This window comes from Pseudomonas sp. FP453, from assembly GCF_030687495.1.
GTDB lineage: Bacteria > Pseudomonadota > Gammaproteobacteria > Pseudomonadales > Pseudomonadaceae > Aquipseudomonas.
On the sequence record NZ_CP117435.1, the window covers coordinates 1,034,603 to 1,050,174 of the forward strand.

Sequence of the window (15,572 nt, forward strand, 5' to 3'; positions counted from 1 at the left end):
CGCAATGCGCCATCCACGACAGGGCGCGTGAGCGCCAAACATAAGCAAATTATATGCCTGATATCGCGGGCTTTGCCTAGAGCGCGGTAACAATAAAAATCCGGAAGTTCCTATTGATTTCCGCGCACCTTGGCAAACGGCCGTGACACCACGGTGTTTACAGGCGGAACTCGTGACCCAGGTACACTTCCTTCACCAGTTCGTTGGCCAGGATAGTGGCTGAATCGCCTTCGGCGATCAGTTGGCCATCGTTGACGATATACGCGGTTTCGCAGATATCGAGGGTTTCACGCACGTTGTGGTCGGTGATCAGTACGCCGATGCCCTTCGCCTTGAGGTGGTGGATGATCTGCTTGATATCGCCGACCGAAATCGGGTCGACGCCGGCAAACGGTTCGTCCAGCAGGATGAACTTCGGCGCGGTGGCCAGGGCGCGGGCGATTTCCACACGACGACGCTCACCACCGGACAAGCTCATGCCGAGGTTGTCGCGGATGTGGTTGATGTGGAATTCCTGCAACAGGCTTTCCAGCTCCTGGCGACGGCCGTCACGGTCGAGTTCCTTGCGGGTCTCGAGGATCGCCATGATGTTGTCGGCTACCGACAGTTTGCGGAAGATCGACGCCTCCTGTGGGAGATAGCCGATACCGGCCCGTGCACGACCGTGCATCGGCTGGTGGCTCACGTCCAGGTCGTCGATCAGTACACGACCCTGATCCGCCTGGACCAGGCCGACGATCATATAGAAGCAGGTCGTCTTGCCGGCGCCGTTGGGGCCGAGCAAGCCGACGATCTGGCCGCTGTCGATCGACAGACTGACGTCACGCACGACCTGACGGCTTTTGTAGGCCTTGGCCAGATGCTGGGCTTTCAGGGTTGCCATTACTCGGCCTTCTTCTTCGGCTGGATAACCATGTCGATGCGCGGACGTGGTGCGGTCACCTTGGAGCCATTGGCGCGGCCGGCGTTGGCGATCTGCTTCACGGTGTCGTAGGTGATTTTCTCGCCTTCCGTGGAGTTGCCGTCCGGGCTGAGCACCTTGGCCTGGTCGATCAGGACAATGCGGTTCTGCTGGGCGTGGTACTGGATGGTCTTGCCGTAGCCCTTCATCGGGCCGGTGTCGGTAGGCGACTGCTTCTGTTCGAAGTAGGCCAGGTTGCCCACCGAAGTCACCACGTCGATGTCGCCGGACTGGGTGCGAGTCAGTGTCACCGTATTGCCGGTGATCTTCATCGAGCCCTGGGTAATGATCACGCCGCCGGTGTAGGTGGCGACGCCTTGCTTGTCGTCCAGTTGCGCATCGTCAGCCGAAATGTGGATCGGTTGCTGGCTATCGTTCGGCAGAGCCCAGGCGCTCACGCTTCCCAGTGCTGCGCCCAGACTGAGCAAAATAGGGAGAGTTTTAACGAGCCTCATACTGTCCTCTTACGTTCGATAGCAGGTGTATCCTGCTTTCTTTCAAATACGCTTTCATTCCCTTGCCAGTCGATACCCCGCCAGCGCCGTCGATTCTAACGTCTTGCTCGGTCTGCGCATATTGCTTCTGCGGGAATACGGTCATGCGACTGCTGGTAATCACGGTGTCACGGTTTTTATCATCGGTGCGCGCAACGCGTACCGAATCGATCAGTTCCACTTCGGTGCCGTCCGGGTTGACCTCGCCACGCTTGCTGGTGACGTGCCACGGAAACTCGGTGCTGCGGTAGATGTTCATGTCCGGGTTGGTCAGCAGGGTCACTTCGCTGGTCTTCACGTGCTCGACCTTGTCCGAGGTGATCTCGTACTGCACCTTGCCGTCCGGCAGGTACTGGATGCTGTACGCATTGGTGGCGTAATAGTCGATAGCGCCTTGATCAACCTGCGCGACAGGCTGGTCGAGAAAGCGCTCCGGGCTGATATTCCAGTAGCCCACCGCCAGGAACAGCGCGGCGATGACCCCGAATAACAGGAAGTTGCGAATCTTTTTGCTCAGCATAAAACGCTCTATAGGTAGGCGGCGTGGGCCGCTTCAAGGCTGCCTTGGGCACGCAGGATCAGCTCGCAGAACTCGCGGGCGGCACCTTCACCGCCGCGGGCGGTGGTGATGCCGTGGGCGTGCTCGCGAACAAACGCCGCCGCATTGGCGACGGCCATGCCCAGGCCGACCCGACGGATCACCGGCAGGTCAGGCAAGTCGTCGCCCAAGTAGGCGACCTGCTCATAGCTTAGGTTGAGTTGGCCAAGAAGCTCGTCCAGGACCACCAGTTTATCCTCGCGGCCCTGATACAGGTGAGGAATCCCCAGGTTTTGTGCGCGGCGTTCCACAACCGGGGTTTTCCGGCCGCTGATAATTGCCGTTTGCACGCCCGCCGCCATCAGCATCTTGATGCCTTGGCCGTCGAGGGTGTTGAAGGTCTTGAATTCGCTGCCATCTTCGAGGAAGTACAGGCGGCCGTCAGTCAGCACGCCGTCCACGTCGAAAATCGCCAATTTGATGTTTTTACCGCGTTGCAGCAGGTCGCTGGTCATTTACATCACTCCCGCACGCAGCAAGTCGTGCATGTTCAAGGCGCCGATCGGGCAGTCGTTGCTGTCAACGACCACCAGCGCACCGATCTTGTGGTCTTCCATGATTTTCAAGGCTTCGGCCGCCAGCATCTCGGGGCGCGCGGTCTTGCCGTGGGGTGTCATCACGGCGTCGATGGTGGCCGTGTGGATGTCGATGGTGCGGTCCAGGGTGCGGCGCAGGTCGCCGTCCGTGAAGACGCCGGCCAGTTTGCCGTCGGCTTCCAGGATCACGGTCATGCCCAGGCCCTTGCGGGTCATTTCCATCAGCGCGTCCTTCAGCAGCGTGCCGCGCTGAACGTGGGGCAATTCGTCGCCCGAATGCATGACGTTTTCCACTTTCAGCAGCAGGCGACGGCCCAGGGCACCGCCCGGGTGGGAAAACGCGAAGTCTTCTGCAGTAAAGCCGCGAGCTTCCAGCAACGCTACCGCCAAGGCGTCGCCCATGACCAGTGCGGCGGTGGTGGACGAGGTCGGCGCCAGGTTCAGCGGGCAGGCTTCGTGGGCCACGTGAACATTGAGGTTCACTTCGGCAGCCTTGGCCAGCGTCGAATCGGGGTTGCCGGTGATGCTGATCATCTTGATGCCCAGGCGCTTGATCAGCGGCAGCAGGGTGACGATCTCGTTGGTGGTGCCCGAATTGGACAATGCCAGGATGATGTCATCCTTGGTGATCATGCCCATGTCGCCGTGGCTGGCTTCGGCCGGGTGTACGAAAAAGGCGGTGGTTCCGGTGCTGGCCAGGGTGGCGGCAATCTTGTTGCCGACATGGCCGGATTTGCCCATGCCGACCACGACAACGCGGCCTTTGCTGGCCAGAATCATCTCGCAGGCGCGTACGAAATCCGCGTCGATATGGGCCAGCAAGCCTTCTACGGCTTCAAGCTCAAGGCGGATGGTACGTTGTGCGGATTGAATAAGGTCGCTGGATTGGCTCATGTCTGAAATCGTATAGCCTGACGAAAAGTCGGCGATTATAGCGGCAATGCGCAATTCCCTCACGCAAGTTCGTCAGGGTTTATTCGCAATGCCCGTGAGATTCATCTTAAGCAACCCTTTTTCCCTGTCCTCTGTCTGAACAAGCGCGGTTCCGGCCTTGGGCGCGTTGTACCAGCGGTGATATAGTTCGCCGCCAGTTCGGTCCGCCCAGCCCATGGGGCTAACTATTGCGCGAACGTTGCAAACGTTTGTCGCAAACGTGGTGTCTGAGTGAGAGGCTGCATCCCAAGGAGTTTAGATGAGTGCCGATAACGCCTACGCGGTCGAGCTGAAGGGTCTTACCTTCAAGCGCGGGACGCGCAGCATCTTCAATAACGTCGATATCCGCATTCCCCGCGGCAAGGTCACGGGCATCATGGGGCCTTCCGGTTGCGGCAAGACCACCCTGCTGCGCCTGATGGGCATGCAATTGCGCCCGACTGCCGGCGAAGTGTGGGTCAACGGCCAGAACCTGCCGACGTTGTCGCGCAGCGATCTGTTCGATGCACGCAAGCACATGGGTGTGCTGTTTCAGAGCGGTGCGTTGTTCACCGACCTCGATGTTTTCGAAAACGTAGCGTTCCCGCTGCGGGTGCATACCCAGCTGTCCGATGAAATGATTCGTGACATCGTGTTGCTGAAACTGCAGGCCGTAGGGCTGCGTGGTGCCATCGACCTGATGCCCGACGAGCTGTCCGGCGGCATGAAGCGTCGGGTGGCCCTGGCCCGCGCCATCGCCCTCGACCCACAGATCCTCATGTACGACGAGCCTTTCGTGGGCCAGGACCCGATCGCCATGGGCGTGCTGGTGCGCCTGATCCGCCTGCTCAACGATGCGCTGGGCATTACCAGTATCGTGGTGTCCCACGACCTGGCAGAAACCGCGAGCATTGCAGACTACCTTTATGTAGTCGGCGATGGCCAGGTGCTGGGGCAGGGCACGCCTGAAGAGCTGATGAACGCCGACAACCCGCGCATTCGCCAATTCATGACGGGCGACCCCGATGGCCCGGTGCCTTTTCATTTTCCGGCAGCGGACTACCGCTCAGATCTTCTGGGGAAGCGTTGATGCGCAAGACTTCACTTATCGAGAAGGTCCGCCTTTTCGGTCGCTCCGGCATCGACATCATCGAAGTGCTCGGCCGTTCGACGATTTTCCTCTTCCACGCCTTGCTCGGTCGCGGCGGCATTGGCGGCGGGTTTGGCCTGCTGATCAAGCAACTGCATGCCGTGGGCGTGATGTCCCTGGTGATCATCGTGGTCTCCGGGGTCTTTATCGGCATGGTGCTGGCGTTGCAGGGCTTCAATATTCTCTCCAGCTACGGTTCGGAGCAGGCGGTAGGGCAGATGGTTGCCCTGACGCTGCTGCGTGAGCTGGGGCCGGTGGTCACCGCCTTGCTGTTTGCCGGGCGCGCAGGTTCTGCGCTGACCGCCGAGATCGGCAACATGAAGTCCACCGAGCAGTTGTCCAGCCTGGAAATGATCGGCGTGGACCCACTCAAGTACATTGTTGCCCCGCGCCTGTGGGCCGGCTTCATTTCCCTGCCTCTGCTGGCGATGATCTTCAGCGTGGTGGGTATCTGGGGCGGTTCGTGGGTGGCGGTGGACTGGCTGGGGGTCTACGACGGCTCCTACTGGGCCAACATGCAAAACAGCGTGACCTTCAGCGGTGACGTGCTCAATGGCATCATAAAGAGCATCGTCTTCGCCTTTGTAGTGACCTGGATCGCCGTATTCCAAGGCTACGACTGTGAGCCCACCTCAGAAGGGATCAGTCGCGCCACCACCAAGACCGTTGTGTACGCCTCGCTGGCGGTACTGGGCCTTGACTTCATTTTGACCGCCTTGATGTTTGGAGATTTCTGATGCAAAACCGCACTGTGGAAATCGGTGTCGGCCTTTTCTTGCTGGCTGGCATCCTGGCTTTACTGTTGCTGGCCCTGCGAGTCAGCGGCCTTTCGGCCAGCCCCACCGCCGATACTTATAAACTTTACGCGTACTTCGACAATATCGCCGGTTTGACTGTCAGAGCTAAAGTGACCATGGCCGGTGTCACCATCGGCAAGGTCACGGCAATCGATCTGGATCGCGACAGCTTCACCGGTCGAGTGACGATGCAGTTGGACAAGAAGGTAGATAATCTGCCGACTGACTCCACGGCATCTATCCTCACTGCGGGTCTGCTGGGCGAGAAGTACATCGGTGTCAGCGTGGGTGGGGAGACAGCCCTGCTCAAGGATGGCTCGACCATCCACGACACGCAGTCGTCGCTGGTGCTTGAGGACCTGATCGGTAAATTCCTGCTCAATACGGTCAATAAAGACGCCAAATGAGGAATCTGTTCATGATCTCTACCTTGCGACGTGGCCTGCTGGTACTGCTTGCAGCGCTGCCGCTGATGGCCAACGCGGCAGGTTCTGCGCACGAGCTGGTGCAGGACACGACCAACAAGATGTTGGCTGACCTGACGGCCAACAAAGAACAGTACAAGCAAGACCCGACCAGGTTCTACGACGCGCTGAACACCATTGTCGGCCCGGTGGTCGATGCCGAAGGCATCTCCCGCAGCATCATGACGGTCAAGTACTCGCGCAAGGCCACGCCTGCACAGATGCAGACCTTCCAGGAAAACTTCAAGAAGGGCCTGTTCCAGTTCTACGGCAACGCGCTGCTTGAGTACAACAACCAGGGCATTACCGTGGCGCCGCCAGGCGATGAGTCGGGCGATCGCACCAGCGTCAACATGACCGTCAAGGGCACCAACGGCGCGGTCTACCCCGTGCAGTACACCCTGGAGAAGATCAACGGCGAGTGGAAACTGCGCAACGTGATCATCAACGGCATCAACATCGGCAAGCTGTTCCGTGACCAGTTCGCCGACGCCATGCAGCGCAATGGCAACGACCTGGACAAGACCATCAATGGTTGGGCCGGTGAAGTCGCCAAGGCCAAGGAAGAAACCGACAAGCAAGCTGCCGGGAAGCCAGCGCAATGACCGAATCGGCCGTTCGTCTCGGCGATGCCGGCGAGTTGTTCATCAGTGGCGTGCTGGACTATCGCTCCGGGCCGGGCCTGCGCAAGCAGGGCCAGGCACTGATCAATAGCAGCAGCGCGTCCGCGCTGGTGGTGGATTGCTCGCAAGTGACCAAATCCAGCAGCGTGGGTTTGTCCTTGCTGTTGTGCTTCATGCGTGATGCCGAGGCGGCTGATAAAACGGTCAGCATCCGTGCCATGCCCGAAGACATGCGCGAAATTGCCGAAGTTTCCGGCCTGACCGAACTGTTGGCACATCCTTAATACACATTATTGGAGAAGCCCCCCGTCAGAGTCCTGCTATGCGGGGTTCGCAGGCGCGGGGCTTTTTTGTATGATGTGCGACCCGTGCGCACTGGGCGCCGATAGAGGTTGAGCATGCAGGCCCTAGAAGTTAAGAGCTTTCTTGAAGGAAAGCTGCCGGAAACGACCGTAGAAGTTGAAGGCGAAGGCTGCAACTTCCAGCTGAACGTGATTAGCGATGAACTGGCGGCACTGAGCCCAGTCAAGCGTCAGCAGCAGATCTATGCCCATTTGAACCCGTGGATCACCGATGGCAGCATCCATGCGGTCACTATGAAATTTTTCAGCCGCGCGGCCTGGGCCGAGCGCACCTGAGCCCCCAAGGCGTCGAGATTCTTATGGATAAATTGATTATTACCGGTGGTGCCCGCCTTGATGGCGAGATCCGCATCTCCGGCGCGAAAAACTCCGCCTTGCCGATCCTGGCAGCGACCCTGCTGTGCGATGGCCCGGTGACTGTGGCCAACCTGCCGCACCTGCACGACATCACCACCATGATCGAGCTGTTCGGTCGCATGGGCATCGAGCCTGTGATCGACGAGAAACTCTCGGTCGAAATCGACCCGCGCACCATCAAGACCCTGATCGCCCCGTACGAACTGGTGAAAACCATGCGTGCGTCGATCCTGGTACTGGGCCCGATGGTTGCCCGTTTCGGCGAAGCCGAAGTCGCACTGCCTGGCGGTTGCGCCATTGGCTCGCGTCCGGTGGACCTGCACATCCGTGGCCTTGAAGCCATGGGCGCAGTGATCGACGTCGAAGGCGGCTACATCAAGGCCAAGGCGCCGGAAGGCGGCCTGCGTGGCGCCAACTTCTTCTTTGATACCGTCAGCGTGACCGGTACCGAGAACATCATGATGGCCGCTGCCCTGGCCAAGGGCCGCAGCGTCCTGCAGAACGCCGCGCGCGAGCCGGAAGTGGTCGACCTGGCCAACTTCCTGAACGCCATGGGCGCCAAGGTTTCCGGCGCTGGCACCGACACCATCACCATCGATGGTGTCGAGCGTCTGCACACCGCGACCTACAAGGTCATGCCCGACCGTATCGAGACCGGCACCTACCTGGTTGCCGCTGCCGTCACCGGTGGCCGCGTCAAGGTCAAGGACACCGATCCGACCATCCTGGAAGCCGTCCTCGAAAAACTGCGTGAAGCTGGCGCAGACATCACCACCGGCGAAGACTGGATCGAGCTGAACATGCACGGCAAGCGGCCAAAAGCCGTGAACGTGCGTACCGCTCCGTACCCGGCCTTCCCGACCGACATGCAAGCGCAGTTCATCTCCCTGAACGCGATTGCCGAAGGCACCGGTGCCGTGATCGAGACCATCTTCGAAAACCGCTTCATGCACGTGTACGAACTGCACCGCATGGGCGCGAAGATCCAGGTCGAGGGCAACACGGCCATCGTCACCGGTATCGAAAAGCTCAAGGGCGCGCCAGTCATGGCCACCGACCTGCGTGCTTCGGCCAGCCTGGTGATTTCGGCACTGTGCGCCGAAGGCGACACCCTGATCGACCGCATCTACCACATCGACCGTGGCTACGAGTGCATCGAAGAGAAACTGCAGATGCTCGGCGCGAAAATCCGCCGCGTACCGGGCTAGTTCCCGAGGCTGCAATGCTGGTGAGGGAGCGTGCTCTCTCACCACAGGATTTGTTTCAAGTCGAGGCTGTCATGGCCTCGATCTGTGTCCGGCGCCGTTTGCGACCGGACCGCAATAGCCTGATGAAGGACTGACGTTTCCCATGTTGACCATCGCACTGTCCAAGGGCCGCATCCTTGACGACACTTTGCCGCTTCTGGCTGAAGCGGGCATCGTGCCGACCGAGAATCCGGACAAGAGCCGCAAGCTGATCATCCCCACGACCCAGGACGACGTTCGCCTGTTGATCGTGCGGGCTACCGACGTGCCGACCTACGTTGAACATGGCGCAGCCGACCTCGGTGTCGCCGGTAAAGATGTGCTGATGGAATACGGCGGCCAGGGCCTGTACGAGCCCCTGGACCTGCGTATCGCCCTGTGCAAGCTGATGACCGCCGGCCGTGTCGGTGACGTCGAGCCCAAGGGCCGCCTGCGCGTGGCCACCAAGTTCGTCAATGTCGCCAAGCGTTACTACGCCGAGCAAGGTCGTCAGGTCGATATCATCAAGCTCTATGGTTCGATGGAACTGGCGCCGCTGATCGGCCTGGCCGACAAGATCATCGACGTGGTCGACACCGGCAACACCCTGCGTGCCAACGGTCTTGAACCGCAAGAATTCATTGCCGACATCAGCTCCCGCCTGATCGTCAACAAGGCTTCGATGAAGATGCAGCACGCCCGTATCCAGGCGTTGATCGACACCCTGCGCAAGGCAGTGGAGTCGCGACACCGCGGTTGACTTACCTGCGTAGCCGCAAGGCTGCGCCCGTCTATCCGCCTCATAGCCAGAATTCTCAGGTGCCCAAGCGGAAACGACTGCTAGTTTAGGGCGCCTGAGTTTTTGCCAATTCTATTGAGGCCCTCGCTATGACCACGTCCACTGCAATTGCCCGACTCAACGCTGCCGACCCGGATTTCGCCCATCATCTGGATCATCTGCTGAGCTGGGAAAGTGTGTCCGACGAGTCGGTCAACGGGCGAGTACTCGACATCATCAAGGCCGTGCGCGAGCGCGGTGATGCGGCGCTGGTGGATTTCACCCGCCAGTTCGACGGCCTCGATGTGGCGTCGATGTCCGACCTGATCCTGCCCCGCGAACGCCTGGAACTGGCGCTCACGCGCATCACTGCCCCGCAGCGCGAAGCGTTGGAAGTGGCGGCAACGCGAGTACGCAGCTACCACGAAAAGCAGAAGCAGGATTCCTGGAGCTACACCGAGGCCGACGGCACTGTGCTGGGCCAGAAGGTCACACCGCTGGACCGTGCCGGCCTGTACGTGCCGGGCGGCAAGGCGTCATACCCGTCGTCGGTGCTGATGAACGCGATTCCGGCCAAAGTGGCGGGCGTGACCGAAGTGGTCATGGTCGTGCCGACCCCGCGCGGTGAAATCAACGAGCTGGTGCTGGCCGCTGCGTGCATCGCCGGTGTCGACCGCGTGTTCACCATCGGCGGCGCCCAAGCGGTTGCCGCCCTGGCCTATGGCACCGAAAGCGTGCCGAAAGTGGACAAGGTGGTCGGCCCCGGCAACATCTATGTCGCCACTGCCAAGCGCCACGTGTTTGGCCAGGTCGGTATCGACATGATCGCCGGCCCCTCGGAAATCCTCGTGGTGTGTGACGGCCAGACCGATCCGGACTGGATCGCCATGGACCTGTTCTCCCAGGCCGAGCACGACGAAGACGCCCAGGCGATCCTGGTCAGCCCTGACGCCGCGTTCCTCGACAAGGTCGCCGCGAGCATCGACAAGCTGCTGCCGACCATGGACCGCGCCGAGATCATCGAGAAGTCGATCAACGGCCGTGGCGCGCTGATCCTGGTGCGTGACATGGAGCAGGCCATCGAAGTGGCCAACCGCATCGCGCCGGAGCACTTGGAGCTGTCGGTCGCCGACCCACAAGCCTGGCTGCCATCGATTCGCCACGCCGGCGCGATCTTCATGGGCCGCCACACCAGCGAAGCCCTGGGTGACTACTGCGCAGGCCCCAACCACGTGTTGCCGACCTCTGGCACCGCACGCTTCTCGTCGCCGCTGGGGGTGTATGACTTCCAGAAGCGTTCGTCGATCATCTTCTGCTCGCCACAAGGCGCGTCCGAGCTGGGCAAGACCGCCTCGGTGCTGGCCCGTGGTGAATCGCTGAGCGCACACGCACGTAGCGCCGAATACCGCATCGTCAAGGGAGAGTGAGGCATGAGCAAATTCTGGAGCCCTTTCGTCAAGGACCTCGTGCCTTACGTGCCGGGTGAACAACCGAAGCTGACCAAGCTGGTCAAGCTCAACACCAATGAAAACCCCTACGGCCCATCGCCCAAGGCGTTGGCGGCGATGCAGGCCGAGTTGAACGACAACCTGCGCCTGTACCCGGACCCCAACAGCGACCTGCTCAAGCAGGCGGTGGCCAAGTATTACGGGGTGGATGCGGGCAAAGTGTTCCTCGGCAACGGTTCCGACGAAGTCCTCGCGCACATCTTCCACGGCCTGTTCCAGCACGATTTGCCGCTGCTGTTCCCGGACATCAGCTACAGCTTCTATCCCGTGTACTGCGGCCTGTACGGCATCCAGTCCGATCCGGTGCCGCTGGACGAGCAATTCCAGATCCGCGTGGCGGACTACGCCAAGCCGAACGGCGGGATCATCTTCCCCAACCCGAACGCGCCGACCGGCTGCGTGCTGGCGCTGGATGCGGTGGAGCAGATCCTCAAGGCCAGCCCGGATTCGGTGGTGGTGGTCGATGAAGCCTATATCGACTTCGGCGGCGAAACCGCCATCAGCCTGGTGGACCGCTACCCGAACCTGCTGGTGACGCAGACCCTGTCCAAATCGCGCTCACTGGCCGGTTTGCGCGTGGGCCTGGCCGTGGGCCACCCGGACCTGATCGAGGCGCTGGAGCGCGTCAAGAACAGCTTCAACTCCTATCCGCTGGATCGCCTGGCGATTGTCGGCGCGGCGGCGGCGTTTGAAGACCGTGAGTACTTCGAGAAGACGTGTCAGTTGGTGATCGACAGCCGCAACGCGGTGGTTGCACAGTTGGAAGGGAAGGGCTTTGAAGTGTTGCCGTCGGCGGCCAACTTCATCTTTGCCCGTCACCCCAAGCACGACGCTGCCGGCCTGGCGGCCAAGTTGCGTGAGCAGGGTGTGATCGTGCGGCACTTCAAGCAGGAGCGGATTGCCCAGTTCCTGCGGATCAGCATTGGTACGCCGGAGCAGAACCAGGCGTTGATCGATGGGCTCGGCGAGCTTTAAATCTTTATTGGCTTGGCTGGCCCCATCGCGGGCAAGCCCGCTCCCACATTTGGAATGCATTTCCCTGTGGGAGCGGGCTTGCCCGCGATGGGGCCATCAGCGACACCGCATAGTTACAGCAGTGGCTCGTCAGGCTTCTTGTTCTTCCAGCCATCATTGCCCGGCAGCAGCAGGTTCAAGGCAATCGCCACCACCGCACACAGGGCGATGCCCTTCAGGCCGAAATCATTCGGGCCCGTACCGGTGCCGACCAGCACACCGCCAATCCCGAACACCAGGGTCACCGAGACAATCACCAGGTTGCGCGCCTCGCCCAGGTCGATCTTGTGGCGAATCAGCGTGTTCATCCCCACCGCAGCAATCGAGCCGAACAGCAGGCACAGGATCCCGCCCATCACCGGCACCGGGATGCTTTGCAGCAGTGCGCCGAACTTGCCGATAAACGCCAGGCTGATGGCAAACACCGCCGCCCAGGTCATGATCTTCGGGTTGTAGTTCTTGGTCAGCATCACCGCGCCAGTCACTTCGGCGTAGGTGGTGTTCGGCGGGCCGCCAAACATGCCGGCGGCCGTGGTGGCGATGCCGTCACCCAGCAGGGTGCGATGCAGGCCCGGCTTCTTCAGGTAGTCGCGACCGGTCACGCTGCCCACCGCAATCACACCACCGATATGTTCGATCGCCGGGGCCAGGGCCACGGGGACGATGAACAGGATCGCCTGCCAGTTGAACTCCGGCGCGGTGAAATGGGGCAGGGCGAACCAGGGCGCGGCGGCGATCTTCGCCGTGTCGACCACGTCAAAGTAGAACGCCATCGCAAAGCCCACCAGCACGCCGGAGATGATCGGCACCAGGCGGAAAATGCCCTTGCCGAACACCGCCACGATCAACGTGGTCAGCAGCGCCGGCATCGAGATCATCATCGCCGTCTGGTAGTGAATCAGTTCGCTGCCATCACCGGCTTTGCCCATGGCCATATTGGCGGCAATCGGCGCCATGGCCAGGCCGATGGAGATGATCACCGGACCGATCACCACGGGTGGCAGCAAGCGGTCGATGAAGCCGGTGCCCTTGATCTTCACGGCAGCGCCGAGGAAGGTGTAGACGAAACCGGCGGCCATCACTCCGCCCATGGTCGCCGCGAGGCCGAATTGCTGCTTGGCGAGAATGATCGGCGTGATAAAGGCAAAGCTCGATGCCAGGAACACCGGCACCTGCCGCCCCGTCACGACCTGGAACAACAACGTGCCCAAGCCTGCGGTAAACAGTGCAACGTTTGGATCAAGACCTGTGATCAGCGGCATCAACACCAGCGCGCCAAATGCCACGAAGAGCATTTGTGCGCCAGACAGGATCTGGCGCCAAAGCGGGTCGTTGAATTCATCCTGCATGCTCACGCGTCCTTCTGCTTGGTGCCGAAGATCTTGTCACCGGCATCGCCCAGGCCGGGGATGATGTAGCCGTGTTCGTTCAGGCACTGATCGATGGATGCGGTATAGATCTGCACGTCCGGGTGGGCTTTCTCGACGGCGGCGATGCCTTCGGGAGCGGCCACCAGCACCATGGCGCGGATGTCCTTGCAGCCGGCTTTTTTCAGCAGGTCGATGGTGGCAACCATGGAGCTGCCGGTGGCGAGCATCGGGTCGATGATCATGGCCAGGCGCTCGTCGATTTCCGGGACGAGTTTTTCCAGGTAGGTGTGGGCTTCCAGGGTTTCCTCGTTGCGGGCGACGCCCACAGCGCTGACCTTGGCGCCCGGGATCAGGCTGAGCACGCCTTCGAGCATGCCGATACCGGCGCGCAGGATCGGCACCACGGTGATCTTCTTGCCGGCGATTTTCTCGACCTGCACGGGACCGGCCCAACCCGGGATCTCGTAGGTCTCCAGGGGCAGATCCTTGGTGGCTTCGTAAGTGAGCAACGCTCCGACTTCCTGAGCAAGCTCACGGAAATTCTTCGTGCTGATGTCGGCGCGGCGCATAAGGCCGAGTTTATGTTGGATCAGCGGGTGGCGGATCTCGCGAGTGGGCATGGGAAAGGCTCCGGCGGCGGGCAAAAAAACCGGCCTAGATTAATCTATCCGAGGGTGTTGTCCTATAGACATCTAGTACGTTAGTCCATTAAGGCTTGATCGGAGCGCGCTAGAGGCGTACCTTCGCCCGCTTTTCTTGCCACAGCACCCCCTTGGAGAGCGCCATGTCCGCTGATCTCGAGCATATCCGTCAAATCATGCGCGAGGCTGACTGCCTGTACACCGAAGCGCAAGTCGAAGAGGCGATCGCCAAGGTCGGCGCCCATATCAGCCGCGAAATGGCCGACACCAACCCGGTGGTGTTCTGTGTGATGAACGGCGGCCTGATTTTCGCCGGCAAATTGCTCACGCACCTGCAATTCCCGCTGGAAGCTTCTTACCTGCACGCCACCCGTTATCGCAACGAAACCAGCGGCGGCGACCTGTTCTGGAAAGCCAAGCCGGAAGTCTCGTTCATCGACCGCGACGTGCTGATCATCGACGACATCCTCGACGAAGGTCACACCCTGGGCGCGATCATCGATTTCTGCAAACACGCCGGCGCGCGCAAAGTGCACACCGCGGTGCTGATCGACAAAGACCACGACCGCAAGGCGCGGCCTGAGCTGAAAGCCGATTTCGTCGGCCTGCCGTGCGTTGACCGCTACATCTTCGGTTACGGCATGGACTACAAAGGCTACTGGCGCAACGCCAATGGCATCTACGCCGTCAAAGGCATGTAAACGCGCGTCATCAGGTGTGGGGCCGGCATGCTAGAGTGCCTGGCCCTGCGTCTGGAGCCTGTCATGAGCCTGTTGATCCGCACGTGCGCCGCCCTGGCGCTGACCCTCAGTTTGCCCCTGGCTGCAGCCCCCCTGCACAGCCAATTCCTGCCGCCCGACGACCTGACCCTGCGCGCCGAAGCGCCCGACCAGCAGCAATTGCTGCAAGTCACCGAGTACTCGGTGGTGGTGGGCAATCAGCGTCAATCCAGCCAGCAACCGATTCCGGTGACGTCGCCGCTGATGATCCGCCTCAAGGGCAAGTCCCTGAACAAGGGCGCGACCATCAATCAAGTGGTGCTCAATTTCGATGCGGAAAGCAAAAGCCTGAAAAAACCGGCGTATGACGACAAGAGCAAGACCCTGACCTTGTCGTATCCGGTGGCGCAGTACCGCGTCATCGTCGACTTGCTGCGCAACGACACCCTGTATGTGCAATTCCTCAGCTACGCCAACGGCCATATCTGGGCGGATCTGCACACCGGCGCCGTTCGCACCAAATAACCAAACGACACCGATACCGCTATGTGAACCCAATCAATGTGGGAGCTGGCTTGCCTGCGATAGCGGTGTGTCAGCGCAATAGTTTTCAACTGACAGGCCGCTATCGCAGGCAAGCCAGCTCCCACAGGCGTGTTTGGTTGTTTTCGAAGGTGGTGTCCGGCAGGTAGACTTCCAGTCCCGTGTAAATGTCTGCAGGCTGGAGTCGGTAATGCGTAAAGATAAGAAACAGGTGATTGGTGACGAGATCGGCGACGATCAAATCAAGTTGTTCCTGGACTTCGAGCCGGTCGACGCGACTTCCCCGTCCCTGCACAAACTGATCAAGGCCTACCGTGGCCTGCGTATCGACGACTTCGAACGTTTCCTGGGCTTTTTCAAGGAAGCCGGCCTGGACCTCGACGGCAAGGACGAGCATGGCCAGACCTTCGTCGACCTGATCAAGGACCAGCGCAACGCGGACGAGTACATCGAGCTGATCGAAAAAGCCCGCGGCTGATTTCCAAGGCATAAAAAAACGCCCCGCTCTCATCACGAGAG

At 60.6% G+C, this 15,572-nt stretch carries 20 protein-coding genes; 13 read left to right on the top strand and 7 right to left on the bottom strand.

All coding sequences use genetic code 11. The features are described from left to right. Positions 1-157: 157 nt before the first annotated feature. From lptB to PSH87_RS04630, 5 genes are read right to left on the bottom strand one after another with little or no spacing between them, the layout of a single operon-like run. Positions 158-883, bottom strand: a complete 726-nt coding sequence (gene lptB / locus PSH87_RS04610) for an LPS export ABC transporter ATP-binding protein (RefSeq protein ID WP_004372092.1) — start codon at positions 881-883, stop codon at positions 158-160. Next, complete coding sequence (gene lptA / locus PSH87_RS04615; RefSeq protein WP_305432743.1) at positions 883-1,416, bottom strand: lipopolysaccharide transport periplasmic protein LptA; 534 nt, start codon at positions 1,414-1,416, stop codon at positions 883-885. The genes lptB and lptA overlap by 1 nt, the downstream gene beginning before the upstream one ends. After that, the gene (lptC, locus tag PSH87_RS04620) at positions 1,403-1,975 is read right to left on the bottom strand and encodes an LPS export ABC transporter periplasmic protein LptC (protein ID WP_305432744.1); all 573 of its coding nucleotides are present in this window, start codon (positions 1,973-1,975) and stop codon (positions 1,403-1,405) included. Before lptC ends, lptA begins: the two co-directional genes overlap by 14 nt. Positions 1,976-1,983: 8 nt before the next feature. Next, positions 1,984-2,508 carry an HAD family hydrolase gene (locus PSH87_RS04625; RefSeq protein ID WP_034118123.1) on the bottom strand — a complete coding sequence of 175 codons (525 nt, stop codon included), beginning with the start codon at positions 2,506-2,508 and terminating at the stop codon, positions 1,984-1,986. Continuing rightward, on the bottom strand, positions 2,509-3,483 hold the full coding sequence (locus PSH87_RS04630; protein ID WP_305432745.1) for a KpsF/GutQ family sugar-phosphate isomerase: 975 nt from the start codon (positions 3,481-3,483) through the stop codon (positions 2,509-2,511). A 298-nt stretch (positions 3,484-3,781) separates the two neighbouring features. On the opposite strand from PSH87_RS04630, the gene PSH87_RS04635 reads away from it, so the two are divergent. From PSH87_RS04635 to hisC, 10 genes are all read left to right on the top strand, one after another. Beyond that, on the top strand, positions 3,782-4,591 hold the full coding sequence (locus PSH87_RS04635) for an ATP-binding cassette domain-containing protein (protein ID WP_017738751.1): 810 nt from the start codon (positions 3,782-3,784) through the stop codon (positions 4,589-4,591). After that, positions 4,591-5,388, top strand: a complete 798-nt coding sequence (gene mlaE, locus PSH87_RS04640) for a lipid asymmetry maintenance ABC transporter permease subunit MlaE (RefSeq protein WP_017738750.1) — start codon at positions 4,591-4,593, stop codon at positions 5,386-5,388. The genes PSH87_RS04635 and mlaE overlap by 1 nt, the downstream gene beginning before the upstream one ends. Then, positions 5,388-5,855, top strand: a complete 468-nt coding sequence (mlaD, locus tag PSH87_RS04645) for an outer membrane lipid asymmetry maintenance protein MlaD (RefSeq protein WP_003171814.1) — start codon at positions 5,388-5,390, stop codon at positions 5,853-5,855. Before mlaE ends, mlaD begins: the two co-directional genes overlap by 1 nt. Positions 5,856-5,866: 11 nt before the next feature. After that, a complete protein-coding gene (locus tag PSH87_RS04650; RefSeq protein ID WP_017738749.1) occupies positions 5,867-6,517 on the top strand; it encodes a phospholipid-binding protein MlaC in 651 nt (216 codons plus the stop codon). Beyond that, entirely contained in the window at positions 6,514-6,819 is a 306-nt protein-coding gene (locus PSH87_RS04655) for a lipid asymmetry maintenance protein MlaB (RefSeq protein WP_017738748.1), read from the top strand. Before PSH87_RS04650 ends, PSH87_RS04655 begins: the two co-directional genes overlap by 4 nt. Positions 6,820-6,933: 114 nt before the next feature. After that, positions 6,934-7,173, top strand: a complete 240-nt coding sequence (locus PSH87_RS04660) for a BolA family protein (RefSeq protein WP_003188597.1) — start codon at positions 6,934-6,936, stop codon at positions 7,171-7,173. Positions 7,174-7,196: 23 nt separating this feature from the next. After that, positions 7,197-8,462 (top strand): UDP-N-acetylglucosamine 1-carboxyvinyltransferase, encoded by a 1,266-nt coding sequence (murA, locus tag PSH87_RS04665; RefSeq protein ID WP_305432746.1) that lies wholly within the window; start codon positions 7,197-7,199, stop codon positions 8,460-8,462. A gap of 142 nt (positions 8,463-8,604) precedes the next feature. Next, positions 8,605-9,240, top strand: a complete 636-nt coding sequence (gene hisG, locus PSH87_RS04670) for an ATP phosphoribosyltransferase (RefSeq protein ID WP_010213102.1) — start codon at positions 8,605-8,607, stop codon at positions 9,238-9,240. A 128-nt stretch (positions 9,241-9,368) separates the two neighbouring features. Then, positions 9,369-10,685 carry a histidinol dehydrogenase gene (gene hisD / locus PSH87_RS04675; RefSeq protein ID WP_305432747.1) on the top strand — a complete coding sequence of 439 codons (1,317 nt, stop codon included), beginning with the start codon at positions 9,369-9,371 and terminating at the stop codon, positions 10,683-10,685. A gap of 3 nt (positions 10,686-10,688) precedes the next feature. Beyond that, the gene (gene hisC, locus PSH87_RS04680) at positions 10,689-11,741 is read left to right on the top strand and encodes a histidinol-phosphate transaminase (RefSeq protein ID WP_305432748.1); all 1,053 of its coding nucleotides are present in this window, start codon (positions 10,689-10,691) and stop codon (positions 11,739-11,741) included. A gap of 113 nt (positions 11,742-11,854) precedes the next feature. Here hisC and PSH87_RS04685 read toward each other — a convergent pair whose 3' ends face one another. Then, on the bottom strand, positions 11,855-13,129 hold the full coding sequence (locus tag PSH87_RS04685; RefSeq protein ID WP_017738744.1) for a uracil-xanthine permease family protein: 1,275 nt from the start codon (positions 13,127-13,129) through the stop codon (positions 11,855-11,857). 2 nt (positions 13,130-13,131) lie between these two features. Further along, entirely contained in the window at positions 13,132-13,770 is a 639-nt protein-coding gene (gene upp / locus PSH87_RS04690) for a uracil phosphoribosyltransferase (protein WP_017738743.1), read from the bottom strand. Between the two features lie 164 nt (positions 13,771-13,934). Between upp and PSH87_RS04695 the strand changes: the two genes are divergently transcribed. From PSH87_RS04695 to PSH87_RS04705, 3 genes are all read left to right on the top strand, one after another. Next, positions 13,935-14,492 carry a hypoxanthine-guanine phosphoribosyltransferase gene (locus tag PSH87_RS04695; RefSeq protein WP_017738742.1) on the top strand — a complete coding sequence of 186 codons (558 nt, stop codon included), beginning with the start codon at positions 13,935-13,937 and terminating at the stop codon, positions 14,490-14,492. 63 nt (positions 14,493-14,555) lie between these two features. Beyond that, positions 14,556-15,035: a hypothetical protein gene (locus tag PSH87_RS04700; RefSeq protein ID WP_017738741.1), complete on the top strand. Its 480-nt coding sequence runs from the start codon at positions 14,556-14,558 to the stop codon at positions 15,033-15,035. Between the two features lie 208 nt (positions 15,036-15,243). Then, positions 15,244-15,531 carry a PA4642 family protein gene (locus PSH87_RS04705; protein ID WP_017738740.1) on the top strand — a complete coding sequence of 96 codons (288 nt, stop codon included), beginning with the start codon at positions 15,244-15,246 and terminating at the stop codon, positions 15,529-15,531. Positions 15,532-15,572 lie beyond the last annotated feature (41 nt).